Annotated in this window: 19 protein-coding genes; 14 read left to right on the forward strand and 5 right to left on the reverse strand. The window is 70.0% G+C overall.

From position 1 onward, the window contains the following. Window position 1 precedes the first annotated feature (1 nt). The 7 genes from lepB to ACUKCB_RS26650 all read left to right on the forward strand — a co-directional run bounded on the left by lepB (window position 2) and on the right by ACUKCB_RS26650 (window position 6,534). Window positions 2-877, forward strand: a complete 876-nt coding sequence (gene lepB / locus ACUKCB_RS26620; RefSeq protein ID WP_473038273.1) for a signal peptidase I — start codon at window positions 2-4, stop codon at window positions 875-877. Window positions 878-1,114: 237 nt separating this feature from the next. Further along, the gene (locus ACUKCB_RS26625; RefSeq protein ID WP_191274323.1) at window positions 1,115-1,429 is read left to right on the forward strand and encodes a DUF2469 domain-containing protein; all 315 of its coding nucleotides are present in this window, start codon (window positions 1,115-1,117) and stop codon (window positions 1,427-1,429) included. Window positions 1,430-2,048: 619 nt separating this feature from the next. Beyond that, window positions 2,049-2,420: a YraN family protein gene (locus tag ACUKCB_RS26630; protein WP_452548094.1), complete on the forward strand. Its 372-nt coding sequence runs from the start codon at window positions 2,049-2,051 to the stop codon at window positions 2,418-2,420. Next, a complete protein-coding gene (locus ACUKCB_RS26635) occupies window positions 2,420-3,943 on the forward strand; it encodes a YifB family Mg chelatase-like AAA ATPase (protein ID WP_473038274.1) in 1,524 nt (507 codons plus the stop codon). The genes ACUKCB_RS26630 and ACUKCB_RS26635 overlap by 1 nt, the downstream gene beginning before the upstream one ends. An 83-nt stretch (window positions 3,944-4,026) precedes the next feature. Next, window positions 4,027-5,187: a DNA-processing protein DprA gene (locus ACUKCB_RS26640; RefSeq protein WP_473038275.1), complete on the forward strand. Its 1,161-nt coding sequence runs from the start codon at window positions 4,027-4,029 to the stop codon at window positions 5,185-5,187. 79 nt (window positions 5,188-5,266) lie between these two features. Then, window positions 5,267-5,626, forward strand: a complete 360-nt coding sequence (locus ACUKCB_RS26645) for a RidA family protein (RefSeq protein ID WP_473038276.1) — start codon at window positions 5,267-5,269, stop codon at window positions 5,624-5,626. Further along, window positions 5,623-6,534 (forward strand): tyrosine recombinase XerC, encoded by a 912-nt coding sequence (locus ACUKCB_RS26650; protein ID WP_473038277.1) that lies wholly within the window; start codon window positions 5,623-5,625, stop codon window positions 6,532-6,534. Before ACUKCB_RS26645 ends, ACUKCB_RS26650 begins: the two co-directional genes overlap by 4 nt. Window positions 6,535-6,959: 425 nt before the next feature. Here the strand turns inward: ACUKCB_RS26650 and ACUKCB_RS26655 are convergent, their stop codons facing one another. Further along, on the reverse strand, window positions 6,960-7,583 hold the full coding sequence (locus tag ACUKCB_RS26655) for a M23 family metallopeptidase (protein WP_473038278.1): 624 nt from the start codon (window positions 7,581-7,583) through the stop codon (window positions 6,960-6,962). Window positions 7,584-7,924: 341 nt separating this feature from the next. Here ACUKCB_RS26655 and rpsB point away from each other — a divergent pair, with 341 nt between their 5' ends. The 6 genes from rpsB to ACUKCB_RS26685 all read left to right on the forward strand — a co-directional run bounded on the left by rpsB (window position 7,925) and on the right by ACUKCB_RS26685 (window position 13,647). After that, window positions 7,925-8,881: a 30S ribosomal protein S2 gene (rpsB, locus tag ACUKCB_RS26660; RefSeq protein WP_473038279.1), complete on the forward strand. Its 957-nt coding sequence runs from the start codon at window positions 7,925-7,927 to the stop codon at window positions 8,879-8,881. 133 nt (window positions 8,882-9,014) lie between these two features. Continuing rightward, window positions 9,015-9,851: a translation elongation factor Ts gene (gene tsf, locus ACUKCB_RS26665; RefSeq protein WP_473038280.1), complete on the forward strand. Its 837-nt coding sequence runs from the start codon at window positions 9,015-9,017 to the stop codon at window positions 9,849-9,851. 171 nt (window positions 9,852-10,022) lie between these two features. Then, window positions 10,023-10,766 (forward strand): UMP kinase, encoded by a 744-nt coding sequence (pyrH, locus tag ACUKCB_RS26670; protein ID WP_191274687.1) that lies wholly within the window; start codon window positions 10,023-10,025, stop codon window positions 10,764-10,766. A 59-nt stretch (window positions 10,767-10,825) separates the two neighbouring features. Further along, entirely contained in the window at window positions 10,826-11,383 is a 558-nt protein-coding gene (frr, locus tag ACUKCB_RS26675) for a ribosome recycling factor (RefSeq protein ID WP_191274340.1), read from the forward strand. Window positions 11,384-11,386: 3 nt separating this feature from the next. After that, on the forward strand, window positions 11,387-12,340 hold the full coding sequence (locus tag ACUKCB_RS26680) for a phosphatidate cytidylyltransferase (RefSeq protein ID WP_473038281.1): 954 nt from the start codon (window positions 11,387-11,389) through the stop codon (window positions 12,338-12,340). Window positions 12,341-12,465: 125 nt separating this feature from the next. Next, window positions 12,466-13,647 (forward strand): pyridoxal phosphate-dependent aminotransferase, encoded by a 1,182-nt coding sequence (locus ACUKCB_RS26685; RefSeq protein ID WP_473038282.1) that lies wholly within the window; start codon window positions 12,466-12,468, stop codon window positions 13,645-13,647. Between the two features lie 114 nt (window positions 13,648-13,761). Here the strand turns inward: ACUKCB_RS26685 and glgB are convergent, their stop codons facing one another. The 4 genes from glgB to ACUKCB_RS26705 all read right to left on the reverse strand — a co-directional run bounded on the left by glgB (window position 13,762) and on the right by ACUKCB_RS26705 (window position 21,679). Then, the gene (gene glgB / locus ACUKCB_RS26690) at window positions 13,762-15,906 is read right to left on the reverse strand and encodes a 1,4-alpha-glucan branching protein GlgB (protein ID WP_473041152.1); all 2,145 of its coding nucleotides are present in this window, start codon (window positions 15,904-15,906) and stop codon (window positions 13,762-13,764) included. Window positions 15,907-16,306: 400 nt separating this feature from the next. After that, complete coding sequence (locus ACUKCB_RS26695) at window positions 16,307-17,704, reverse strand: maltokinase N-terminal cap-like domain-containing protein (RefSeq protein ID WP_473038283.1); 1,398 nt, start codon at window positions 17,702-17,704, stop codon at window positions 16,307-16,309. A gap of 1 nt (window position 17,705) precedes the next feature. Continuing rightward, the gene (gene treS, locus ACUKCB_RS26700) at window positions 17,706-19,619 is read right to left on the reverse strand and encodes a maltose alpha-D-glucosyltransferase (RefSeq protein ID WP_473038284.1); all 1,914 of its coding nucleotides are present in this window, start codon (window positions 19,617-19,619) and stop codon (window positions 17,706-17,708) included. Between the two features lie 92 nt (window positions 19,620-19,711). Further along, complete coding sequence (locus ACUKCB_RS26705; RefSeq protein WP_473038285.1) at window positions 19,712-21,679, reverse strand: alpha-1,4-glucan--maltose-1-phosphate maltosyltransferase; 1,968 nt, start codon at window positions 21,677-21,679, stop codon at window positions 19,712-19,714. 742 nt (window positions 21,680-22,421) lie between these two features. On the opposite strand from ACUKCB_RS26705, the gene ACUKCB_RS26710 reads away from it, so the two are divergent. Further along, window positions 22,422-24,557: a transglycosylase domain-containing protein gene (locus tag ACUKCB_RS26710; RefSeq protein WP_473038286.1), complete on the forward strand. Its 2,136-nt coding sequence runs from the start codon at window positions 22,422-22,424 to the stop codon at window positions 24,555-24,557. The last annotated feature ends 133 nt before the right edge of the window (window positions 24,558-24,690 follow it).

The raw sequence follows: 24,690 nt of genomic DNA on the forward strand, positions 1-24,690 counted from the left end.
GATGAGCAAAGACGAGAGGGACCTCGGCGCGGACGGGGTCCAGCACGAGGATTCCGCCCGGCCCGGCCCGGAGGAGCACAGCTCCGCCACTGGCTCCCAGACGCATGAGCGCCTGGGAGCCAGTGGTGTTTCCGAAGCCGTTGGCCAGGAGCCGGAGGAAAGGGCGGACGCTGGCATGGGCGAGTCCAAGAGCAGTGCGAAGCAGGGGTCGTTCTGGAAGGAACTGCCCATCCTGATCGTGATCGCCCTCGTGTTGGCGTTCGTGATCAGAACATGGGTGATGCAGGCGTTCTACATCCCCTCGTCCTCGATGGAGGAGACCCTCCTCGTCGGCGACCGTGTCCTGGTGAACAAGGTGGTCTACCAGGTCCGTGACATCGAGCGCGGTGAGGTCATCGTCTTCAACGGTGACGGGTCGTGGGACGACCCGACCATCGTTCAGCCCCCCGAGTCGCCCAACCCGATCAGCCGCGGTTTCACCTGGGTGCAGCAGCAACTGGGCGCGGCCCCCACCGGCAAGGAGTACATCAAGCGGGTCATCGGTCTGCCGGGCGACACCGTGGAGTGCTGTGACGAGCAGAACCGGGTCATGGTCAACGGGGTGCCTCTGGAGGAGGACGCCTACCTGCACCCGGGGAGCGTCGAAAGCCACACCGAGTTCGGCCCCATCGAGGTGCCGGAGGGATACCTGTGGCTGATGGGCGACCACCGCGCCATCTCCTACGACTCCCGGCTGAACCAGAACAACCCCGGCGGCGGGGCCGTGCCGATCGACCACGTCGTGGGGCGCGCCTTCGTCATCATCTGGCCGTTCGACCAGGCCGGGGTGTTGAGCATCCCGCCGTCCTTCGACGAACTGAACGAGGCCGACCAGTGACACACTGCCACAGGTGGCGATGGTGCCCGTGGTGCGGGTGACTGATTCGTCGAAGGAAATTCGCTCGATGAGGCACAAAAGCCCGTTGCGTGACGCATCATGGATCTCGGATCGTATTGGCGTTCTCCGAACGCGTGGCACACGGTCGCGGCGGGAACAAGCCGGGTTGCGGCGGTGTCCACGTGAGGGGAACCGGCAGACCACGCCCGGAGAGTGCTGACGAAAGCGAGCGCGCACATGAGTTCTGAGGACCTGGAGAAGTACGAGGCCGAGATGGAGCTCCAGCTCTATCGCGAGTACCGCGACGTCGTCGGCCTGTTCGGCTACGTGGTGGAGACCGAGCGCCGTTTCTACCTCACCAACCACGTGGACCTGCAACCCCGGACCACCGAGAACGGGGAGATGTACTTCGAGGTCGTGATGGAGGACGCCTGGGTCTGGGACATGTACCGTCCCGCCCGGTTCGTGCGCAACGTGCGCGTGGTGACGTTCAAGGACGTGAACGTCGAGGAGATCACCAAGTCCGACCTCGAACTGCCCCCGACCGACTAGGGCGGTGTTTGCTGTGTTTTCTTGGGGCCTCCGCTTCGCTTCGGCCCGTGTTTGTGCTTGCTTTGGGCCTCCGCTTCGCTTCGGCCCGTGTTCGGGCGCTTGAGGGGAGATGTTCTTCATCCTCGTCTGCGCCTGGCTCGTTCCTCGCCGGCGGCTTGACTCGTCTTGCAGAACACTCCCGCGCCCGAACGAAAGAACACCCCCTGGCGTGAAGGTGGGCGAGGATATTGCTCCTGCTGTGGCTCAGGTGCACGGGGACGCCCCCTGCTGGCTGAGGTGAGCGGGGATGTTGCTCCTGCTGTGGCTCAGGTGCACGGGCGGGGGGTTCTCCTGTGACTGAGGTGGGAGAGCAGGCATTTCTCCTGGGACGGAGCGCGCAGTCAGGGGCACCTCTTGTGGTGGAGGCAGCGGGAAGCACTTCCTCTGGGGTGAAGGCGAGTGGATAGGAACACCTCCTACGACTGAGGTGAACGGGGTGTGCCCCCCGTGGCTGAGGTGGGGGAGCAGGTATCCCCCGCGGGGGCCAAGGCGGCCCGGAGAGAGGGTTTTCCACAGGAAAAACTGACCCCTGGTGCGCAGGACGCCGATCACCGACCGTGGTAACGGGAGGTGGTCGCCGGTGGATCGGTGGGCCGGATACCGAAGGAAGCTGGGGTGCCGTGGCGAGGAGCTCGCCGCGGCCTATCTGGAACGCGCGGGGATGCGGGTGGTGGCCCGCAACTGGTGCGCCCCCGGAGGGGCCGGGGAGATCGACATCGTGGCCCGGGACGGCCCCGTCCTGGTCGTGGCCGAGGTCAAGACCAGGACCTCGCTGAGGCACGGACACCCGGTGGAGGCCATCACCGCGCGCAAACGGCACCGCCTGCGCGGGTTGGGCCGGACCTGGGCCGCGCAGCACCGCTGCGCCCCGGGACCGCTGCGCATCGACGGGGTCTGTGTGCTGGTCACCGGTGGCCGCGTGTTCGTCTCCCACGAACGGGGGATGGCCTGATGTCGCTCTCCCGGACCCACTGCGTGACCCTGTTGGGCGTGCAGGGACACATCATCGAGGTGGAGGTGCACCTGGGCGGCGGTGACCCCGGGGTCACCCTGGTGGGCCTGCCCGACGCCGCCCTGCGCGAGGCACGGGACCGGATCCGTGCCGCCGTGGCCAACAGTTCCGAGAGCTGGCCCAGCGGCCAGATCACCGTCAGCCTCTCCCCGGCCAGCCTGCCCAAGTCCGGAAGCCTCTTCGACCTGGCCATCGCGGGTGCGGTCCTGGCCGCGGCGGGCGAGGTCCCCGCCGGGCGGCTGGCCGACACCGTGCTCATCGCCGAACTCGGTCTGGACGGTCGGGCCCGTCCCGTGCACGGGGTGCTGCCGGCCATGGCCTCAGCCGCGGAGCAGGGGTTCAAACGGTTCGTGGTGGCCGCGGGCAACGCGGCGGAGGCCCGGCTGGTACCCGACGTCGAGGTGACGGCGGTGGCCGACCTCGCAGAGCTGTGCGACTGGTTGCGCGAGGGCCGAGAACCCGACCACCCGGGGGAGGGGCCGATCCCGGAGCGGACCGAACCCGGAGAGCGGGGGGTCGACCTCGCCGACGTGCTGGGGCAGCCGGTGGCCCGGCGCGCGGTGGAGGTCGCGGCGGCGGGCGGCCACAACCTGATGATGCTCGGCCCACCGGGCACCGGTAAGAGTCTGCTGGCCGAACGCCTGCCCACGGTGCTGCCCAGGCTCACCCCGGGCGAGGCCCTGGAGGCCACCGCGATCCACTCGGTGGCCGGGCTGCTCCCGCCCGGGTCCCCGCTGGTCACCGTCCCGCCCTTCGCCGCACCGCACCACACCTCCAGCCGCGCCTCGATCATCGGGGGCGGACACGGGAACCCGCAGCCGGGTTGGGTGTCCAAGGCCCACCAGGGGGTCCTCTTCGTGGACGAGGCCCCGCAGTTCGGCCGGGGCGTGCTGGACTCGCTGCGCGAACCGCTGGAACGCGGCGAGGTGGTGATCGCCAGGGCGTCCTCCACGGTGACCTTCCCCGCCCGCTTCCAACTGGTGATGGCGGCCAATCCGTGCCCCTGCGCCAAACCGGGGAACCTCTGCACCTGCCCGGCCGGCGAACGCCGCCGGTACCTCTCCCGGCTGTCCGGTCCGCTGCTGGACCGGATCGACCTCAAGGTGGAGCTACAACCGGTGGCCCGGGCCGAGCTGCTCGCCGACCGGGCCTTCGCCGAGTCCTCCGAGACGGTGGCCGCCCGGGTGGCGCAGGCCCGCTGCCGCGCCCGGGAACGACTCGAACACACCCCGTGGAACACCAACGCGGCCATCCCCGGTGCGCGGCTGCGCCGGGACTTCCCGGTGGAGCCGAGGGCCCTGCGGGTCCTGGGCCAAGCCATGGACCGGGGACAGATCAGCGCCCGGGGTGTGGACCGGGCGCTGCGGGTGGCCTGGACCCTGGCGGACATCGCCGGACGGGACCGCCCGGGCGAGGAGGAGACCGCCTACGCCTACGCCCTGTGGTCCGGGCGTGCCTGGTGAGGGTGTGCGACAGCCGGTGAAGCGATGGTGGCCGGGGAGGCCGCCGCCCGCCGCTGCGGGTTCGGGAACGGTGAGGGGGACGTGTGGGGGACGAGGACGAGGTGCGGGCCCGGGTCTGCCTGACGGCGGTGGCGCCGCCGAGCGACCCCTGGCTGGGGGCCGTGGTGGCCGAACACGGTGCGGCCCCGGTGTGGTGGGCCCTGGTCTCGGGAGCGCCGCCGCCGGGGCTGGCGGGTTCGCCGCCGGTGGAAGCGTGGGGGAACACCGCCCGGAGGTGGCGGGGTTGGGCACAGCGGTCCGGGAAGGTGGATCCGGACCGGCTGCTCGACGCCTCCGCGGAGGCCGGGGTGCGATTCGTGGCTCCCGGGGACCCGGAGTGGCCGGGGCGGCTCGACGAGCCCCGGGGCGGTCGGCTCTGTTACGGACTCTGGGTCCGGGGCCTGGGCGACCTGCGCAACCTGTGCCTGAGATCGGTCTCGGTGGTGGGCTCGCGTACCGCCACCTCCTACGGTGCGCACGTGGCAGCGGAACTCTCCTACGGGCTGGCCGAACGCTCCTACACGGTGGTCTCCGGCGGGGCCTACGGGATCGACGGAACGGCGCACCGGGCCGCGCACGCGGCGGGACGCACCGTGGTGGTCCTGGCCTGCGGCCTGGACATGGACTACCCGCGCGGGCACGCGGGGCTGTTCGCGGACGTGGCCCGGACCGGGGCGCTGGTCAGCGAACGCCCGGTGGGCCGTACCCCGCGTGCCCCGGACTTCCTGGTCCGCAACCGGGTCATCGCGGCACTCACCCCAGGCACCGTGGTGGTGGAGGCCGGTCGGCGCAGCGGCGCGCTCAACACGGCCTCGCACGCCAACGACCTGCACCGGGCCCTGATGGCGGTCCCGGGCCCCGTGACCTCCGCGACCTCGGTGGGCTGCCACCGGCTCCTCCGCGAGGGCAGGGCCACCTGCGTCACCGGTGTCGACGACGTGGTGGAACAGGTCGCTCCCCTGGACGGGGCCCTGGTGGAGGAGGGGCCGCCACGGATCGACGCCGACCTGGCCCCGGAGACCGCCCGGGTCCTGGCGGCGCTCACCCCGCAGGGGGCCGGGACGGCGACGGTGGCCCTGAACAGCGGCGGGGACCTGGAGGGCACGATCCGCTCCCTGGGAATGCTGGCCGCCGCGGGCCTGGCGGAGCGCTGCCCGGCCGGGTGGCGTCTGCCCGGGCGCGGCGGCCGGAGGGGACCCCGGTGAACCGGCCGGGGTCCGCGGGGCGCGCCGGAACGGGGTGCGCGGGAGGATATCGGGGCCGCCTCGCGGGTACGGTTCCGCTATGGCCAAACCGTACAGTGACGCCCTGCTGGCCGACGGCCCGCTCCTGTTCGTCTCCGGACAGACCCCGACGGCCCCCGACGGTGGCGTCGTGGGGGACGCGGGCGGGCAGACCCGGCAGATCTTCCGGAACATGGAGGCCATCCTGGCCCGACACGGGGCCGGCCTCGGCCACGTGGTGAAACTGACCTACTACCTCCGACACATCGCCGACCTGGACGAGTTCCGTGCCGCGCTCCTGGACTCCCTGCCCGATGGGCACCTCCCGGCAGCGAGCCTGGTCGAGGTGAGCGGACTGGTCGACCCCCGCTTCCTGGTGGAGATCGACGCCGTCGCCTGCCTGCCCAGGGAGAGGGCGTGACGGCCCCCGAATCCCCCTCCGGTGTTCTGGAGCGCTTCGCCGACTACCTGTCCGGCGAGCTGGGCAGGTCACCGCACACCGTGCGCGGGTACCTGGCCGACCTCCGGTCCCTTCTCACCCACCTCGACGCGCACGGACACACCCCGGCCGACCTGGACGTGCCGCTGGTCCGGGCCTGGCTCTCCCGCGCCCGCGCTCGGGGGGCCGGCCGCTCCACCGTCGCACGCCGGGTCGCGGCGGTGCGGGCCCTCACCCGCTACCTGCACCGCGAAGGGGTTCTGGCCGTCGACCCCGGGCCCCGCCTGGCCACGCCCGCCCAGCAGCGCTCCCTGCCCGCGGTTCTGCAGGAGGAACAGGTCGGGACCGCCCTGTCGGCGGCCGCCCCCGAGTCCCCGGTGGAGCTGCGCCGACACGCGGTCGTGGAGCTGCTCTACGCCACCGGTATCCGGGTCGCCGAACTGTGCGCCCTGGATCTGGCCGACATCGACCGCTCCCGGGACACCGTTCGGGTGCTGGGCAAGGGCGACAGGGAACGCACCGTCCCGGTGGGCGCCCCGGCCCTGGACGCCCTGGACGCCTGGATCATCCGGGGCCGCCCCGAACTCACCGTCCCCGCCACCGGGACCAACAGCGGGGGCGCCGCGCTCTTCCTGGGGGTGCGCGGCGGTCGCCTCGGCGTCCGCCAGGCCCGTGAGGACGTGCACGCCCATCTGCGCGCGGCCGGGCTGGACAGCGCCCCGCACGGTCTGCGGCACAGCGCGGCCACCCACCTGCTGAACGGCGGGGCGGACCTGCGCAGCGTCCAGGAGTTCCTGGGCCACTCCAGCCCGCGCAGTACCCAGATCTACACACACGTCTCCGTGGACCGCCTGCGCTCCGCCTACCAGCAGGCCCACCCCAGGGCCTGATCGGTCTCCCTGTTCGGGCGCCAGGGCCGAAAGCGGTCGGGGCGACGGTGGTGCCCGGGCCCGAACCCGAGCGGCCGATCGGTCATCTCACCGGGTGGTCGACGAGGAATCCGTGACGCGACCGGCGGTTCCGACACCCCACGAATGCTGAGGCCACGTATGCGAGCGCCTGGAGAGCGAACACCCACAGGTGCGCAGACACGTCCCCGCTGGGGTGCACGGCTGCGGCCCGGGGCGCCGGCGAGCTTGGTGATCGCGGCCCTCGGGCTGGCCGGTGTGCTCCTGTTGCTCGTGACACCGTCCAGTCACCACCTGGGCTCACACGAACCCAGCCCCTGCCGCCCCGTGGTTTCGTGGCTGTTCCCACCGGACGATCCGCGCTTCGACAACGAACAGCTCAACTCCTGGACGAGGGAACAGTGCACTCACGTACGCCGGGGGCGGGCCGTGGCGGGGCTGTTCCTGGCCGTGCCGACGGCCGCCGCAGGGGCGTTCGGCGGGTACGGGCTGCTGCGGCGACGCTGACGGCCTTCGAGACGGGTTCCCCACGGCAGTAGGCGGATCTCGCCCCGGCCCAGGAGGGACAGCGGGTCGAGGTAGCCGTCGCCGTGCAGGAGGCCCCAGTGCAGGCAGGGGCGTGCGGGGCAGTGCGCGGGTTCGGCGGCCAGGGTGCCGAGGGGTTGGTCGGTGACCGGGTCGCCGCGGGCGACGGCGGCGTCCACCGGGAGGTAGGTGGTGCGCAGCCCGCCGTGCGAGACGCTCACCACGCCCACCCCGGCCACCCGGCCCGCGAAGTGGACCCGGCCGGGGCCCGCCGCGTGCACCGGCTGCCCGGGTTCGGCGGCCAGATCCACCCCCAGGTGCCCGGGTAGCCAGCGCTGCTCCGGGGGGTCGAAGCGGCGCAGGACCTGCACCGGCGGATCCACCGGCCAGCGCCACGGGGTCTCGGGCGAGGTCGCGGCCGGCGCGGTTCGGTACGGGAAAAGGGGGAAGAGCAGGAGCGAGAGCGAGAGCGAGAGCAGGAGGTGCCAGATGCGGCGGTGTCTCATGTATTCAGGGTGTGCTGGACGGACGCCCTTCGCCAGACCCGGCCCGAGCCTGTGGAAAACCTTCGCCGCGGCCCCGGGCCGCCGCCCTCCGACACCCCCTCGGCGCGCCCCCGCGCATCCGGTGATCTCGCTGGACACGAGGCCGTTCCACGGTGTGTCCGAGGGAGGATAGAATCATCCGTGGCCCGCTGGGCCAAACCACAATACGCACGCCCACTCGCCTCCTCCGGGAGGGGCCGCACCTACGGTCCACACCGCTTCGGCGGGGTGGCGGTACGGCCGGGGCGTCAGGATCAACCGACGGCGGAGAAAGCTTCCGCCACCGCAAGGAGGACCAGGTCATGGCCACAGTCGTGACGATTCGCCAGCTCCTGGAGAGCGGCGTCCACTTCGGGCACCAGACTCGTCGCTGGAACCCCAAGATGAAGCGCTTCATCTTCACCGAGCGCAACGGCATCTACATCATCGACCTCCAGAAGTCGCTGGCGTACATCGACCGCGCCTACGAGTTCGTCAAGCAGACGGTCGCCCACGGTGGCACCATCCTGTTCGTCGGTACGAAGAAGCAGGCGCAGGAGGCCATTGACGAGCAGGCCCGCCGTGTCGGCATGCCTTTCGTCAACCAGCGCTGGCTGGGCGGCATGCTCACCAACTTCTCCACCGTGCACAAGCGGCTCCAGCGCCTCAAGGAGCTGGAGGAGATCGACTTCGACGACGTCGCCGGCTCCACGCTCACCAAGAAGGAACTGCTGAACCTTCGCCGCGAGAAGGACAAGCTCGACCGCACCCTCGGCGGTATCCGCGACATGGCCCGCGTGCCCAGCGCCGTGTGGATCGTGGACACCAAGAAGGAGCACATCGCGATCAGCGAGGCTCGCAAGCTGAACATCCCGGTCGTCGCGATCCTCGACACCAACTGTGACCCGGACGAGGTCGACTACCCGATCCCGGGTAACGACGACGCCATCCGCAGCGTCAGCCTGCTCACCCGCGTCGTCGCCGACGCCGTCGCCGACGGTCTTCTGGTCCGCTCCGGTGCCTCCGGCGCGACCGAGGAGAAGGCCGCCGAGGAGCCCCTGGCCGAGTGGGAGCGCGAGCTCCTCGAAGGCAAGAGCGAGACGGCTGCCGCCGAGGCCGCCGCCGAGCAGGCTCCGGGCGAGACCCCCACCAAGGCCCCGGCCGACGAGGTCGCTGCCGAGGCTCCGGCCGAGGCCGTCGCCGAGGAGTCCCCGGTGGACGCTCCCGAGCAGGCTCCTGCCGAGGACTCGGCCCCCGCCGAGGACAAGGCCGCCGAGTAGTCAGCGGCCCCCTCCGGGCGCACCGTCGCCTGAGTGCCGCCTCGCCCCTCGTGGGCGGGGCGGCCCGCGCGGTGCTCACCCGGGTCGCTCCACTTCCAGATCAGACTTCACTCCAAGGGAACCGAGAAGAGTCATGGCGAACTTCACCGCCGCGGACGTCAAGAAGCTGCGCGACGCGACCGGCGCCGGCATGATGGACTGCAAGAAGGCCCTGACCGAGGCCGACGGCGACTACGACAAGGCTGTCGAGGCCCTGCGCATCAAGGGCGCCAAGTCCGTCGACAAGCGCGCGGACCGCACCGCCGCCCAGGGCACCGTGGTCCTGCGCGAACAGGGCGAGGGCAAGGCCACCCTGGTCGAGCTCAACTGCGAGACCGACTTCGTCGCCAAGAACGAGCAGTTCATCGAGCTGGCCAACCAGGTCGCCGACTTCGTCGCCGCCCAGGACAGCGATGACCTCGCCACCGTCGCCGCCGCCGAGATCGAGCCGGGCAAGAGCCTCCAGGCCTACGTCGAGGGCAAGAGCGCGATCATCGGCGAGAAGCTCGAGTTCCGCCGCATCGCCAAGTTCGACGGCGCCTACGTCGCGAGCTACCTGCACAAGTCCGACCCGGACCTGCCCCCCACCATGGGTGTTCTGGTCGAGCTGGACAAGAAGGACGAGGAGGTCGGCAAGGACCTCGCCCAGCAGATCGCCGCGCTGGCCCCCCAGTACGTCAGCAAGGACGAGGTTCCCGCCGACGTGGTGGCCAACGAGCGCCGCATCGCCGAGGAGACCACCCGCGAGGAGGGTAAGCCCGAGCAGGCGATCCCGAAGATCGTGGAGGGCCGCCTCAACGGTTACTTCAAGGACGTGACGCTGCTCGGCCAGCCGTTCGTCAAGGAGAACAAGAAGACGGTCCAGAAGGTCGTCGACGAGGCCGGCGTCACCGTCAAGCGCTTCGTCCGCTTCAAGGTCGGTCAGGCCTAGGGCTTTGGGATGATGGAGGTGCCGGGGAGACTTCTCTCCCCGGCACCTTCGGTGGATATGGGCAGATTCGGGGCGCTGTCGTGCGCCCCGCCCGCAGCAGGAACACTCGGGGGACCCTGTGCCACTCGGGGACAATAAGGGAGGCCGCAGGCCGTGTCGGAGAACGAAGCGATGACCACCGCACCCGCCATGCACAATTCCGGTTGGAAGCGTGTCATGCTCAAGCTCTCGGGGGAGGCGTTCGCGGGCGGTGGCGGTCTCGGGATAGAGCCCGAGGTCGTCCAGTACGTTGCTGAGTCCATCGCCGAGGCGGTCTCCGAGGGGATCCAGGTCGCCGTTGTCGTCGGCGGCGGCAACATGTTCCGCGGCGCGCAGCTCACCGAGGGCGGTATCGAGCGCGGCCGCGCCGACTACATGGGGATGCTCGGCACCGTCATCAACTGCCTCGCCCTCCAGGACTTCCTGGAGCGCCTGGGTGTGGACACACGCGTGCAGACCGCGATCCACATGAGCCAGGTCGCCGAGGCCTACATCCCGCGTCGCGCCATTCGCCACCTGGAGAAGGGCCGCGTGGTCATCTTCGGTGCCGGTCTGGGCGCGCCGTTCTTCTCCACCGACACCACCGCCGCCCAGCGGGCGCTGGAGATCGGTGCCCAGGCAGTCCTCAAGGGCACCCAGGTGGACGGGGTCTACGACGCCGACCCGCAGCGCAACCCGGACGCGGTCAGGTTCGACAAGCTCAACTACAACGAGGTCCTCACCCGTGGCCTGAAGGTCATGGACGCCACGGCCGTCAGCTTGTGCATGGACAACGGTCTGCCCATCGTCGTTTTCGACCTCATGAGCCAGGGCAACATCCTGCGCGCCGTCCGTGGTGAGAAGATCGGCACCATCGTCGGTCCGGCCTCCGTCTAGACGGCGTCGGGCCACGCACCAAGCCACGAACATCCAGCCGAGAATCCGGGAGCGCCCCAATGATCGATGAAACCCTCCTTGAGGCCGAAGAGAAGATGGAGAAGGCCGTGACCGTGGCGAAGGAGGACTTCGCGACGATCCGGACCGGCCGTCCCACCCCCGCCACCTTCAACAAGATCACCGTCGACTACTACGGTGCCCGCACCCCGATCAACCAGTTGGCCTCCTTCTCGGTGCCCGAACCGCGGATGGTCGTCATCTCCCCGTTCGACGTCAGTGCGCGCACCTCGATCATCAACGCGATCCGCAACAGCGACCTCGGGGTCAACCCCTCCGACGACGGCCAGGTCATCCGGGTGGTGTTCCCGGACCTGTCGGAGGAGCGCCGCAAGGAGTACGTGAAGGTCGCGCGCACCAAGGCCGAGGACAGCAAGGTCTCGATCCGCAACGTGCGCCGCCGCGCCAAGGACAGCTTCGAGAAGGCGGTCAAGGCCGGCGACATCGGTGAGGACGAGGCGCACCGCGCCCAGGCCGAACTGGACGAGCTCTCGCAGAAGTACGTGGCCTCGGTCGACGAGCTGCTGAAGCACAAGGAATCTGAACTTCTCGAGGTTTAGCCGGTGACCACACCTTCCAACGGCTCCGGAGGCGATGACCAATCGCCGGAGCACAGACCCGACGACACCTCCCCGTCCGAGGCGGAGTCCTCCGTGACGGACACGGCCGCCGGGCAGCGCTTCGTGCTGCACAAACCGGGGGGCGATCCGGTCAAGACCGGCCGTAACCTCCCGGTGGCCATCGCCAGCGGGTGCGTCCTGGGCGCGCTCGTCTTCTTCTCGGTCTTTCCCCGACCGGAGCTGTTCACGGTCATCACCTCCCTGGCCGCGCTGATCGGGCTGCGCGAACTCAACCGGGCCTTCGGCGGCAAGGGCGTGACCCTGGCCCTGGCCCCGTTGGCCGTGGGCGGGGTCGCGATGCAGGCCGGAGCCTATTTCGGCGGGCCGGAGTGGCTGGTGGGCATCACCGCCCTCACCGCGATCGTCTGCCTGGTCTGGCGGTTGCGCGGGGGCGCGGAGGGGTTCGTCGCCGACGCGTCGGCCAACCTGTTCGTCCTGGTGTACCTGCCGTTCCTGCTGGCCACCTGGTTGCTGCTCATCGCGCATCCGGAGGACGGCCAGTACCGGCTCCTCGTGTTCATCGTGGTGACGATCTCCAGCGATATCGGCGGCTACTTCGCCGGGATCATGCTGGGGCGGCACAAGATGGCCCCGGTGATCAGCCCGAACAAGACCTGGGAGGGCTTCGGCGGCTCCGTGCTGGGTTGTGCGGTGGCGGGCGCGCTGTGCGTGACCCTGCTCCTGGACGGCCCCTGGTGGGTCGGCGTGGTCCTGGGTCTGGCCGTCGTGCTGGCCGCCACGGTCGGGGACCTCATCGAGTCGCTCTTCAAGCGCGACCTCGGGGTCAAGGACATGGGCCGGTTCATGCCGGGCCACGGCGGCCTGATGGATCGCATGGACTCGCTGCTCATCGCGGGTCCCGTGGTCTGGGTCGTGTTGAGCCTCCTCCTTCCCTAGACGGGGGACTGGCCCCCGGCCTCGTGGCACCCGGTAACCGGCCGGATGCCACGAGACCGGGGGCCTTCGCCGTGTCCGGGGGGCGGGCTGCCGTCCGTGCGCGCCCGGATGGATACGCTCGACGGGTGGAAGAACCGCTGATCGAACGAATGCGCGCCTACGGTGAGACGATCTTCGCCGAGATGACGCGCCTGGCCGTCGAGACCGATTCCGTCAACCTCGGGCAGGGTTTCCCCGACACCGACGGGCCGCGATCCCTGCTGGAGGGCGCGACCCGCAACATCACGGCCGGGGTGAACCAGTACCCGCCCGGTCCGGGCCGCCCCGAGCTGCGCCGGGCGGTGAGCCGGTACCGGTCCCGCCACCAGGGGCTGGACTTCGACCCGGACTCCGAGGTGTACGTGACCGTCGGCGCGACCGCCGGGATCGCGGCCTCGCTGCTGGCCCTGGTGGAGCGCGGGGACGAGGTGGTCGTCTTCGAGCCGATGTACGACTCCTACGCCGCGATGATCTCCCTCGCGGGCGGGGTGCGCCGTCCGGTGGCCCTGCGCCGCGACCCGGCGAGCGGGCGCCTCACCTTCGACCCCGCCGAACTGCGCGCCGCGGTGACCCCGCGTACCAGGCTGATCATGGTCAACACCCCGCACAACCCCACCGGCACGGTGTTCACCGCCGCAGAACTGGAGGAGATCGCCCGGGTGTGCCGTGAACACGACCTGCTCGCGGTCACCGACGAGGTGTACGAGTTCCTCACCTTCGACGACCGCCGGCACGTGTCGCTGGCCACGCTCCCGGGGATGCGGGAGCGGACCCTGTCCGTTTCGTCCGCGGGCAAGACGTTCGCGGTGACCGCGTGGAAGACCGGCTGGGTCACCGGCCCCGAACCGCTGGTCCGCGCGGTGCGCACGGTCAACCAGTTCCTCACCTTTTCCGCCAACGGCGCCCTCCAGCTGGCGGTCGCCGACGCGCTGGACTCCGAGTGGGAGTGGATCCAGCAGCAGCGCCGTTCGCTCCAGGACAAGCGGGACCGGCTCGCGGCGGGGCTGGCCGAAGCCGGTTTCGACGTGAACGTGTGCGAAGGCACGTACTTCCTGATGGCCGACATCCGGCCGCTGGGCTACCTGGACGGCGAGGACGTCGCCCGGGCGCTGCCCCGGGAAGCCGGTGTGGCGGCGGTGCCCGCCAAGGTGTTCTACGACCACCAGGAGGAGGGGCGGCACCTGCTGCGCTTCGCTTTCTGCAAGAAGGACGAGGTCCTCGACGAGGCGGTCCGCCGCCTGACCGCCTGGCACGGGAACGGGGCGTAGCCGGTCCTCCGCCCCGGCTCCTCACGGAGCCGGGGCGGACCCCGGAACGCTCACCGTCGGGCGAGCGTTCCGGGGTCCTTCACCTCGCGGAACCGCGGACTGACCGCGTCCGGTCTACCGCTCCGGCTCGAACCAGACCGCGCCCAGCGGGGGCAGGGTGATCTCCGCGGAGTACGGCTGGCCGTGCCACTCCCGGGGCTCGGCCACCACCGAGGAGGGCGCCTCGTACCCGGAGCCGCCGAAACGGCGATCGTCCGAGTTGAGCACCGACGTCCACCGGCCTTCGGAGGGCAGGCCGACCCGCCGGCCCGGTCGGGGCACCGGCGAGAAGTTCACCGCGCACGCCAGCACCGAGCCGTCCTCGCCGTGGCGCAGGTAGCTGAGGGTGTTCCCCTCGTGGTCGCCCCCGTCCAGCCAGCGGAAACCGGCCGGGTCGGTGTCCAGGGACCACAGCGCGGGGCGGGGACGGTAGGTGTCGTTGAGCGTCTTCACCAGCTTCTGCGTCCCGGCGTGGTGCTCGAACTGGAGCAGCCACCACGGCACCCCGGCCTCGTGCGACCACTCGTCCCCCTGGGCGATCTCGCCGCCCATGAACAGCAGCTGCTTGCCCGGGTGGGACCACATGAACGACAGCAGGGCCCGCAGCGTGGCCGCGCGCTGCCACTCGTCACCGGGCGGCTTGTTGAACAGCGCCTGCTTGCCGTGCACCACCTCGTCGTGCGACAGCGGCAGCACGTAGTTCTCGCTGTAGGCGTACATCATCGAGAACGTGATGTCGTTGTGGTGGTACTTGCGGTGGATCGGCTCCTTCTTCACGTACTCCAGGGAGTCGTGCATCCAGCCCATGTTCCACTTCAACCCGAAGCCGAGTCCGCCCAGGTCGACCGGCTGGGTCACACCCGTGTACGCCGTGGACTCCTCCGCGATCATCACCGCGCCCGGGTTGCGCCGGTAGACCGTGGTGTTGAGCTCCTTGATGAAGTCGATCGCCTCCAGGTTCTCCCGGCCGCCGAACATGTTCGGTTCCCACTGCCCGGAGTCCCGCGAGTAGTCGAGGTAGATCATCGAGGCGACGGCGTCCACGCGCAGGCCGTCGATGTGGAACTCCTCCAGCCAGTACAGGGCGTTGGCCACGAGGAAGTTGCGCACCTCGGTCCGCCCGTAGTTGAAGATGAGCGTCCCCCAGTCCGGGTGCTCGCCGCGGCGGGGGTCCGGGTGCTCGTACAGCGCGGTGCCGTCGAACCGGGCCAGCGCCCACTCGTCCTTGGGGAAGTGCGCGGGCACCCAGTCCAGGAACACCCCGATCCCGGCCCGGTGCAGCGATTCCACCAGGTGCCGGAACTCGTCCGGTGAACCGAAACGCGGTGTCGGCGCGTAGTAGGAGGTGACCTGGTAACCCCAGGAACCGTCGAAGGGGTGGCCCGCCACCGGCAGGAACTCCACGTGGGTGAAGCCCAGGTCGCTGACGTACTCCACCAGCTGTTCGGCCAGTTCCCGGTAGTCCAGCCCGGGGCGCCAGGAACCGAGGTGTACCTCGTACACGCTCATCGGCGCGCGGTGCGCCTGCACGCCCTTGCGCTCGGCCATCCACTGCTCGTCCGACCACACGTGCTCGGAGGTGGTGACCACCGACGCCGTCGCCGGGGGCATCTGGGTGCGCCGCGCCATCGGGTCGGCCTTGTCCCGCCAGTGCCCGTCGGCGCCCAGGATCTGGAACTTGTACAGGTCGCCGTCGCCCGTCCCGGGCACGAACAGTTCCCACACACCGCTGGAACCGAGGCTGCGCATCGGGTGCGCGGTTCCGTTCCAGTAGTTGAAGTCACCGACCACCCGCACCCCGCGGGCGTCCGGAGCCCAGACCGCGAAGCCCGTACCCGGGATCTCTCCCATGGGGCTGTCCGCGGTCGCCGTGTTCGCGCCCAGAGCCCGCCACAGTTCCTCGTGGCGGCCCTCGCCGATCAGGTGCAGGTCCAGTTCGCCCAGCGTGGGCGCGATCCGGTAGGGGTCGGCCTCGACCAGCTCCGGACCGCCCTCCTCGTATCGGACCGCGATCCGGTAGTCGTCGGTCTGCTTCGGGAGGCGGGCGGCGAACACTCCGCGGTGCCGGTGCGGGAGGGTGACGCGGGTGTTGTCGGGCAGGACAGCGTCGACCTCGATGGCTCCTGGGCGGAGTACGCGCAGGTCGCGGCCGTGCAGTCCGAGAACGGAGTGCGGGTCGTGGTGCCGGCCGTCCACCACCCGGTCCAGTTCGGCGGCCAGCTCCGGATCGAGGGCGGCGGGTGTGCGGGTCCGCTTGGGCGCCGACTTCCCGGATGCGGTCCTCTTCGCGGCGGTCTTCTTCGGTTCCGTCTTCCGGGCCGTCGTCTTCTTCGCGGCCGGGGCCTTCTCCGCGGTCTTCGAGGTCTTCTCCGGTGCCGTCCGCGCAGCCTTCCCCGGCGCTGCCTTGGCGGCGGTTCTGCCGGCGGCCGCCTTGGCGGGCGCCTTCTTCGCGGCCGCGGGCTCCGCTGCCGTCGGTTGCTCGTCGGCGGTGGCGGACTTGTTGGTCGGACGCGGTGACAATTCGACTCCGTGGTGACTCGTGGTGGACGGGCGGTGAGAGGGGAGGGGTCAACGGGGGTACGGGAGGGCGGCCGCCGTGCGCGAGGCGGCCGCCCGGGAATCAGCCGGGCATCGGCGGCCCCGAGCTTCCCGTGGCCGCCATGGCCGCGGTGGCGATGGACTCCAACGGCACCCGGAGCCAGTTCGGCCGGTTGCGTGCCTCGTACAGGACCTCGTACACGGCCTTGTCGAACTCGAAGGCCCGCAGCACCGTCAGGTGCTTCTCGGGGTCGGCCCCGCCGCCGTCGGCGTAGCCCCGGCAGAACGCCTCCCGGTTGCGCCGGGCCCAGGCTCGCGCCGCCCACGACAGTTGCGGGTCCTCCTCCTCGCCGACCAGCAGGTAACCGGCCGCGTAGTCGAAGGAACGCAGCATCCCGGCCACGTCCCGCAGCGGGCTGGACAGTCGCTGGCGTTCGCGCACCGGGACGGTCGGCTCGCCCTCGAAGTCCAGCAGGACCCACCCCCGCTCGGGGCGGATGACCTGTCCCAGGTGGTAGTCGCCGTGGATGCGCTGGATGGGCAGCGGCTCGTCCACCCGGGCGAAGTCGGCGTAGGCCTCCAGCACCCTGGGCGCGTGCTCCGCGAGTTCGGGGACCTCCGCACTGGCCATGGCCAGGCGCTCCACCATGGCGTCGGCCAGTTCGGCCGCCGAGGTCGGCGCCAGCACGTCGGTGGGCAGCGCCTGCGCCAGCGAACTGTGCACCTGCGCGGTGGTGTGGCCGAGCCGGGCGGCCTCCTCGCTGAAGTCGGCGTCCTCGCCCTCCACCAGGGTGCGCACGTTCTCCGTGGCCAGCACCCAGCCGTCCGCGGCGTTCGGGACGAAGGTCTGGAGCAGGGCGAGCGTGGTCGGCGTGGTGTGGCCGGACAGGTCCGCCTCGATCCACCCGCAGGGGCGCGCCACGTACGGCGAACCCGACAGAGCCATGTTGAGCTCCAGGTCCGGGTTGCGGCCGGGCCAGAGTCTGCGGAAGGTCTTGAGGACGTACTCGCTGCCGTAGACCAGCGAGGTGTTGGACTGCTCCCCGGTCAGCAGCCGACCCGGCCCACAGGCGTCGACGGTGGCGCCCGGAAGTGTGCGGAACCGTACCCGGCCGCGCCGCCCCGGGTCCTCCCCGACAGTGAACCGCTCCAGGAGCAGCGCCGTGAGCTGCGGGTCGTGTGCGGCGTCGTAGACCACCCTGGGACGGCCGCCCGCGACCTGGCACACACCGATCGCGGCGCGGGCCAGGTTCGGCGGCAGGGACCGGGGCGGACGCGAACCGAGCAGCACCTGGTACCGGGAGCTGAGGCCGCGCTGTCCCGCCTGTACGACGAGGACGTTCAGGTCCGGTCCGCCGGGGCCGGCCGAGACCAGGGTGTACCTGCTCTCGACCCGGATCTGCCGGATCGGGATCCCCTTGCCGGAGAACCATCGCTGCCGGGGTAGCCAGACTGCCAGGAGTTCCTCTAGTTGCGACATCTCAGACAGTCCTGTGTCCCTTCCCGCCGCCCCTGCGCTGGGCGTCCGACGTTGTGGTGGTCGCGGTGGGGCGGCCGGTGTCGAAGGCGTCACGGGCGCTGACCCCCGCCTCGGGCAGCCCGTAGGAGGGCACGCCCTCGCGGCTTTCGGAGCGTGGTGCACCCGTGTGCTCCGGCGGGAGCTGGAACCAGTAGAAGCCGTGGCCCGGGAGGGTGAGCAGGTACGGCAGCTCACCGATCTCCGGGAAGCGGACCCCGCCCACGCACTCCACCGGGCTCACTCCGGCGTAGCGGCGCAGGTCCAGCTCCACGGGCTGCGGGAACCTGGACAGGTTGTTCACGCACAGCATGCGGTCGTCGCCGTGCTCCCGGATGAACGCCAGCACGCTGGGGTTGGTGGCGTTCAGTTCGGTGAACTCCCCGGTGCCGAAAACGGGGTGGCGCTTGCGGATCTGGATCATCCGGCGCGTCCAGTGCAGCAGGGAGCCCGGGTTGTCGCGCTGGGCTTCCACGTTGAGCGCCTGGTACCCGTAGACCGGGTCCAGGACCAGCGGGAGGTAGAGCCGGGCGGGGTCGCCGCGGGAGAACCCGGCGTTGCGGTCCGAACTCCACTGCATGGGTGTGCGCACGGCGTCCCGGTCGCCCAGCCAGATGTTGTCGCCCATCCCGATCTCGTCGCCGTAGTACAGGACCGGTGAGCCCGGGAGGGAGAGCAGGAGCGCGGTGAAGAGCTCGATCTGGTTCCGGTCGTTGTCCAGGAGGGGGGCGAGCCGCCGCCGGATCCCCACGTTGGCACGCATGCGGGGTTCCTTGGCGTACTCGGAGTACATGTAGTCGCGCTCCTCGTCGGTGACCATCTCCAGGGTCAGCTCGTCGTGGTTGCGCAGGAAGATCGCCCACTGGCAGTTGCGCGGGATCTCCGGGGTCTGGGCGAGGATCTCCGAGATCGGGAAGCGCTGCTCCTGCCGCACCGCCATGAACATGCGCGGCATCAGCGGGAAGTGGAAGTTCATGTGGCACTCGTCGCCGCCGGACTCGAAGTCGCCGAAGTAGTCGACGACCTCCGACGGCCACTGGTTGGCCTCGCTCAGCAGCACCCGGTCCGGGTACAGGCGGTCCACCTCGGCGCGCACCCGCTTGAGGAACTCGTGGGTCTCCTTGAGGTTCTCGCAGTTGGTGCCCTCGCGCTCGTACAGGTACGGCACGGCGTCCAGGCGGAACCCGTCGATGCCCAGGTCCAGCCAGTAGCGCAGCACCTCCAGGATCGCCTCCTGGACCGCCGGGTTCTCGAAGTTGAGGTCGGGCTGGTGGGAGAAGAACCGGTGCCAGTAGTACTGGCCGCGGACCTCGTCGTAGGTCCAGTTGGAGGTCTCGGTGTCGACGAAGATGATCCGGGCCTCGTCGTAGCGGTCGTCGGTGTCGGACCACACGTAGAAGTCGCCGTAGGGGCCGTTCGGGTCCTCCCGCGAGGCCCTGAACCACGGGTGCTGGTCGCTGGTGTGGTTCATGACCAGGTCGGTGATGACGCGGATGCCGCGTCGGTGCGCCTCGTCCAGGAGCTCCACGAAGTCGGCGGTGTTGCCGAACTCGGGGAGGATCTTGAAGTAGTCCGAGATGTCGTATCCGCCGTCGCGCAGCGGGGACTCGTACATCGGCAGCAGCCAGACGCAGTCGATGCCGAGCCACTGGAGGTAGTCCATTTTCTGTACGAGCCCGGCGAGGTCGCCGGTGCCGTCGCCGTTGGAGTCGAAGAAACCCCGTGCGAGTACCTCGTAGAAGACGGCGTGCTTGAACCAGTGGGGGTCACTGGTACCGCCGGAGGACATGAGCGGGCCGGTGGCGGCCCCGGTGGCTGGGGCGAGCGGACCGTGTTCGGCGTGCTCGCGGGCACCGGGTCCGGGCTCGTCGTTGCTCATCTACTGCTCCCCACCAAGAATGTTCGACATCTGATCAACAGGCGTTTCGGGCGGGGGCACGGCGCTCGGGCCGGGCGCTCCGCCTCGGCCCCTCATCTGCCGTTGACGGTGAACACGTGCGCGGGTCCGGTCGCCGGGTCGAGGCGGACGTAGTTGTCCGCTCGCCAGGTGTAGTCGCGTCCGGTCAGCTCGTCGGTCACCCTGAGGTCCTCCTCCCACGTGCGGCCGATCGACGGCAGGTCGAGATGCACCGTCGCCTCGCGGGCGTGGTGCGGGTCGAGGTTGACGACGGCGATCACGGCGTCGTCGGGCTCACCGGGGGATCCGGGGCGGTACTTGGAGAAACAGATCAGCTCGGGCCGGTCCACGTGGTGGAACCGCAGGTTGCGCAGCTCGCGCAGGGCGGGGTGGGCCCGGCGCAGCCTGTTCAGCCTGGTGATCAGCGGGGCGATGGTCTCGCCGGAGGCGTCGGCCGCGGCCCAGTCGCGGGGCCGGTACTCGAACTTCTCCGAGTGCAGGTACTCCTCGCTGCCCGGGGCGGCGGGGGTGTTCTCGCACAGCTCGAAGCCCGAGTAGACGCCCCAGGTGGGGGAGAGCAGTGCGGCGAGCACCGCGCGCACCTCGAAGGCGGGGCGGCCGCCCTCCTGGAGGTAGGCGTTGAGGATGTCCGGGGTGTTGGCGAAGAAGTTGGGACGCAGGTAGTGCGCGGTCTCCTGGCTGAGCTCGGTGAGGTAGTCGGTGAGCTCGTCCTTGCCGTTGCGCCAGGTGAAGTAGGTGTACGACTGGTGGAAGCCGACCTTGGCCAGGGTGCGCATCATCGCGGGGCGGGTGAAGGCCTCGGCGAGGAAGAGCACGTCCGGGTCCCGTTCGGCGACGTCGGCGAGCAGCCGCTGCCAGAAGGCGACCGGTTTGGTGTGCGGGTTGTCGACGCGGAAGATCCGGACGCCGTGGTCGATCCAGTGCCTGACCACCCGCAGGCATTCCCGGTAGAGCCCCTCGAAGTCGTGGTCGAAGCAGAGCGGGTAGATGTCCTGGTACTTCTTGGGCGGGTTCTCGGCGTAGGCGATCGACCCGTCGGCGCGCCGGGTGAACCACTCGGGGTGCTCGGCCACCCAGGGGTGGTCGGGGGAGCACTGCAGGGCCAGGTCGAGGGCGATCTCCAGGCCGTTCTCGTGGGCCTCCGCGACGAAGGAGTCGAAGTCGGTGAGGGTGCCCAGGTCCGGGTGGACGGCGTCGTGGCCGCCGTCGGCCGAACCGATCGCCCACACCGAGCCGGGGTCTCCCGGGCCAGCCCGGAGCGTGTTGTCGCGGCCCTTGCGGTGGGACTCGCCGACGGGGTGGATCGGTGGCAGGTAGACGACGTCGAAGCCCATGTCGGCGATGGCGGGCAGGCGTTTGGCCGCGGTCGAGAAGGTCCCTGACACCTCCTGGCCGGGCGCGGTGTCCACCTGGGCTCCCTCGGAGCGGGGGAAGAACTCGTACCAGGAGCCGAAGAGGGCCCGTTCGCGGTGGACGACGACCCTGGTGCGCCTGGAGCGGGTGAGGAGTTCGCGCAGGGGGTTGCGCTCCATCCGGGCGAGGACGTCGTCGGTGACGGCGGCGGCGAAACGCTCCACGGGCGGCAGGGAGGTGTCGCGCAGGATCTTGGCTGCCCTGTTCAGGGCGGGTACGCGGGGGACTCGGCGGCCGGCCCGCTCCAGCAGGCGCGCGCCTTCCTCCAGGACGAGGTCGGTGTCGGTGTCCAGGGGCAGCTTCACGCGGGCGACGCGGAGCCAGGTGGTGAAGGGGTCGCTCCAGGCTTCGACCGAGAACGACCAGTCCCCCTCCCGGGGGAGGCTGATCTCGGCCTCGTACCGGTCGGTTCCGGGGGCCTTCTCGCGCATCGGGACCAGGGCCGTCCGGCGGCCTTTGGGCGGGTGGACCACCACGCCCGCTGCGAGGGAGTCGTGCCCCTCCCGGATCACGGTGGCGCTCACCGTGAAGCGCTCTCCGGGAACGGCTTTCACCGGGCCCAGGTCGTTGTCTGGAGAGATATCGAGGATGGGCAGTCGTCCGATCACTGGCTACACCGTAATTGTCGTGGTTCGGGCGTTATGGGGTAGCACGCAGTGGCTTACGTGCGGAAATAATCGGAACTTAATCCGGGGTGAGGTGGAGTTAACGAAGTGCTGGATCGGAAACTGTCCGGATTGCGGCTTCGGTGCTCTCCCCTGTCTATCGTCGGTCCTCTGGTTGGGTTTGGCGGAGTGTCGGGGCCGGATAATTTATGTGATCCTCATCACACTCGCTGTCAGCGCCAAGACCTGGTATTTGCCGCGTTTCGCCCGGGTGAACCTCTCAAAGCGGGCATAAGTACACATGCGATTCAGGGGTCTCTGTGGTTGTTTTCGCATTCCCCCTCGTGAAAAGTCGGAAAATTCCGCCCGTGTGTTGTCGATGCCTTCGGGGTGGGTAGGGATGACCGAATGTATCCAGCGGGAAGTCGAGCCGTATTCCGGACATCCCCTTGTGTCCGTTGGGTCCCATGCGAAGCATTCGCCCCATATCTGGTCGAGCTGGCGTTCCGGGGGTGACTTTGTTGGCCAACTCTTCTTGACGTCAAGAAAGAGGGCGGTGGGTTTCGTGTGATGCGCCCTTGCTCGTGCCTCATGGGTGATCTGTGCTTTTTGCCGTAGATTGGGGAAGCTTTTCGGCGACACGCCCGATTTGGCGGAGTTCCCTTTACGGCGTCCCTGCGAGTGTGGGCGACGCAGTGTTCGTTCCGCACCGCGGACGGACAGCACACGGCCGTAGGGGGGCGACGTGACGGAGTCGAACCGGAGTGGTCCGTTCCGGGGGGCCCGGGAGTTCCTGAAGGGTGACCTGTTCAAGGGAAGGGGAGACACACTGCTGCGCCTGTCCGGGCTCGGTGTGGTCGCCGGACTCCTGTCGGCGGCCCTGGTCCTGCCGTGGGCGGGCAGCATCGGGCTGGTCGCCAGGGACACGGCCGCCGGGTTCATGGCGATGCCCAGTGATCTGGAGGTCCCGCCCCTGTCCTCGCGCATCCTGCTCACCACCGACGGTGGCGAGCCCTTCGCGGAGGTCGCCGAGCGCGAACGCGAGGTCGTCGGCCTCGACGAGATCAGCCCGTGGATGACCGGTGCCCTGATGGCGATCGAGGACGACCGTTTCTACGAGCACAGCGGCCTGGACCTGCGGGGTGTCCTGCGCGCGGCGACGCGGACGGCCCAGGGTGACACACAGGGCGGATCGACCCTCACCCAGCAGTACGTGAAGAACCTCCTCATCGAGACCGCCGAGAGCGAGGAGGAGATCGAGAGCGCCAGTGCGCAGACCCTGAACCGCAAGCTCGTCGAACTGCGCTACGCCATCGACATCGAGGAACGCCACACCAAGGACGAGATCCTGGAGGGCTACCTCAACCTCTCCTACTTCGGCGCCGGCGCGCACGGCATCGAGGTCGCCGCGCAACGGTACTTCTCCGTGTCCGCCGCCGAACTCGACCCCGGGCAGTCCGCCCTGCTGGCCGGCCTGGTCCGCGGACCCTCGTTCTACGACCCCCTCAGCAACCCGGAGGCGGCGCTGGAGCGCCGGAACCTGGTGCTCGACCGCATGGTCGCCACCGAGGTGCTGGGAGCCGAGGAGGCCGCCGGGTACAAGGAGAGCGACCTGGGACTGGACCCCACCCCGCGGGCGGGCAGCTGCTCGGAGAGCGACTACCCGTTCTTCTGCGACTACACCATGCGCTGGCTGAAGGAGTCGGACCTGCTCGGCGAGAGCGCGGCCGAACGCGAACAGCTCATCAGCCGGGGCGGGTTCACCGTGCGGACCACGCTCGACGCCGCCGCGCAGGACGCTGCGCAGGCCGCCATCGACAAGCGGGTCCCGCACGATGACTCCACCAAGTTCGCCGCCCAGGCCTTCGTCGAACCCGGTTCCGGCCGGGTGCGCGGTCTGGCCCAGAACCTCCGCCACGGGTTCGACGACGACCAGGTCGGCACGACCTCGATCAACCTCGCGGTCGACCAGGCCGACGGCGGCTCCACCGGATACCAGGCCGGGTCGACCTTCAAGCCCTTCACGCTGGCCGCCGCGCTGGACGAGGGCCTGGGGTACGGCACCAGCTTCTCCGCGCCCAAGAGCATGTCGATCAGCGGCATGACCAACTGCGAGGGCGGCACGATGTCCTCGTGGAGCGTGCGCAACGCCGGTGAGAGCGACGGGGGCAGCCACAACATGATCAGCGGGACCAAGGGGTCGGTGAACACCTACTTCGCCCAGCTCCAGAAGCGGGTGGGCCTGTGCGACACCGCGAAGATGGCGAAGAAACTCGGCGTGCACCGCGCCGACGGCGGTGAACTCGGGGTGTGGAGCTCGTTCACCCTCGGCGACCAGGAGGTCTCCCCGCTGACCATGGCCGCCGCGTACGCGACCTTCGCGGCCCGTGGCGAGTACTGCGAGCCCCGCCCGGTGCGCTCGGTGACCGACGACGAGACGGGCGAGGAGACCAAGGCCAGCTCCGAGTGCGAGCAGGTGATCAAGAAGCGGACCGCAGACGGCGTCAACCACCTGCTCCAGCAGACCTTCAACGGCGGTACCGCCAACGGTCTGGGCCTGGGCCGTCCGGTCGCGGGCAAGACCGGCACCACGGACAGCGCCGCCTACGCCTGGTTCGCCGGGTACACCCCGAACCTCGCCTCGACGGTGGCCGTCGGCGACGTGCGCGGCGGTGAGAAGCACCCGCTCCAGGGCGTGACCATCGGCGGCCGCTACTACGGCATCGTCTACGGCGGCACCCTGCCCGGTCCGATCTGGCAGGAGAGCATGCGCGGCGCCACCGGCTCGCTGCCCGCGGAGAGCTTCGCCGGTTCGCCGGGCGCCTTCGGCGACCCGAAGGCCGAACCACCCAAGGAGAAGGAGGACGACTCCGACGCCTAGGCCGGAATCCGAGGCCTGGAACGGGGTTCCACACCCGGACCGGATCCCGTGCCGGGAACGGGAACGGGGCCGTCACTGGGCGGAACCTCCAAACGGTCACAGTGAGGGCTGTGGGGTGGAAACATCCCACAGC

This window comes from Nocardiopsis moroccensis (genome assembly GCF_055763695.1).

What these genes read in the sequence shown, in the direction of transcription:
- lepB (WP_473038273.1), top strand. Translation starts at nt 2, where the DNA reads ATGAGCAAAGACGAGAGGGACCTCGGCGCGGACGGGGTCCAGCACGAG.
- ACUKCB_RS26625 (WP_191274323.1), top strand. Translation starts at nt 1,115, where the DNA reads ATGAGTTCTGAGGACCTGGAGAAGTACGAGGCCGAGATGGAGCTCCAG.
- ACUKCB_RS26635 (WP_473038274.1), top strand. Translation starts at nt 2,420, where the DNA reads ATGTCGCTCTCCCGGACCCACTGCGTGACCCTGTTGGGCGTGCAGGGA.
- ACUKCB_RS26645 (WP_473038276.1), top strand. Translation starts at nt 5,267, where the DNA reads ATGGCCAAACCGTACAGTGACGCCCTGCTGGCCGACGGCCCGCTCCTG.
- ACUKCB_RS26655 (WP_473038278.1), bottom strand. Translation starts at nt 7,583, where the DNA reads ATGAGACACCGCCGCATCTGGCACCTCCTGCTCTCGCTCTCGCTCTCG.
- rpsB (WP_473038279.1), top strand. Translation starts at nt 7,925, where the DNA reads ATGGCCACAGTCGTGACGATTCGCCAGCTCCTGGAGAGCGGCGTCCAC.
- tsf (WP_473038280.1), top strand. Translation starts at nt 9,015, where the DNA reads ATGGCGAACTTCACCGCCGCGGACGTCAAGAAGCTGCGCGACGCGACC.
- pyrH (WP_191274687.1), top strand. Translation starts at nt 10,023, where the DNA reads ATGACCACCGCACCCGCCATGCACAATTCCGGTTGGAAGCGTGTCATG.
- frr (WP_191274340.1), top strand. Translation starts at nt 10,826, where the DNA reads ATGATCGATGAAACCCTCCTTGAGGCCGAAGAGAAGATGGAGAAGGCC.
- ACUKCB_RS26695 (WP_473038283.1), bottom strand. Translation starts at nt 17,704, where the DNA reads ATGTCGCAACTAGAGGAACTCCTGGCAGTCTGGCTACCCCGGCAGCGA.
- treS (WP_473038284.1), bottom strand. Translation starts at nt 19,619, where the DNA reads ATGAGCAACGACGAGCCCGGACCCGGTGCCCGCGAGCACGCCGAACAC.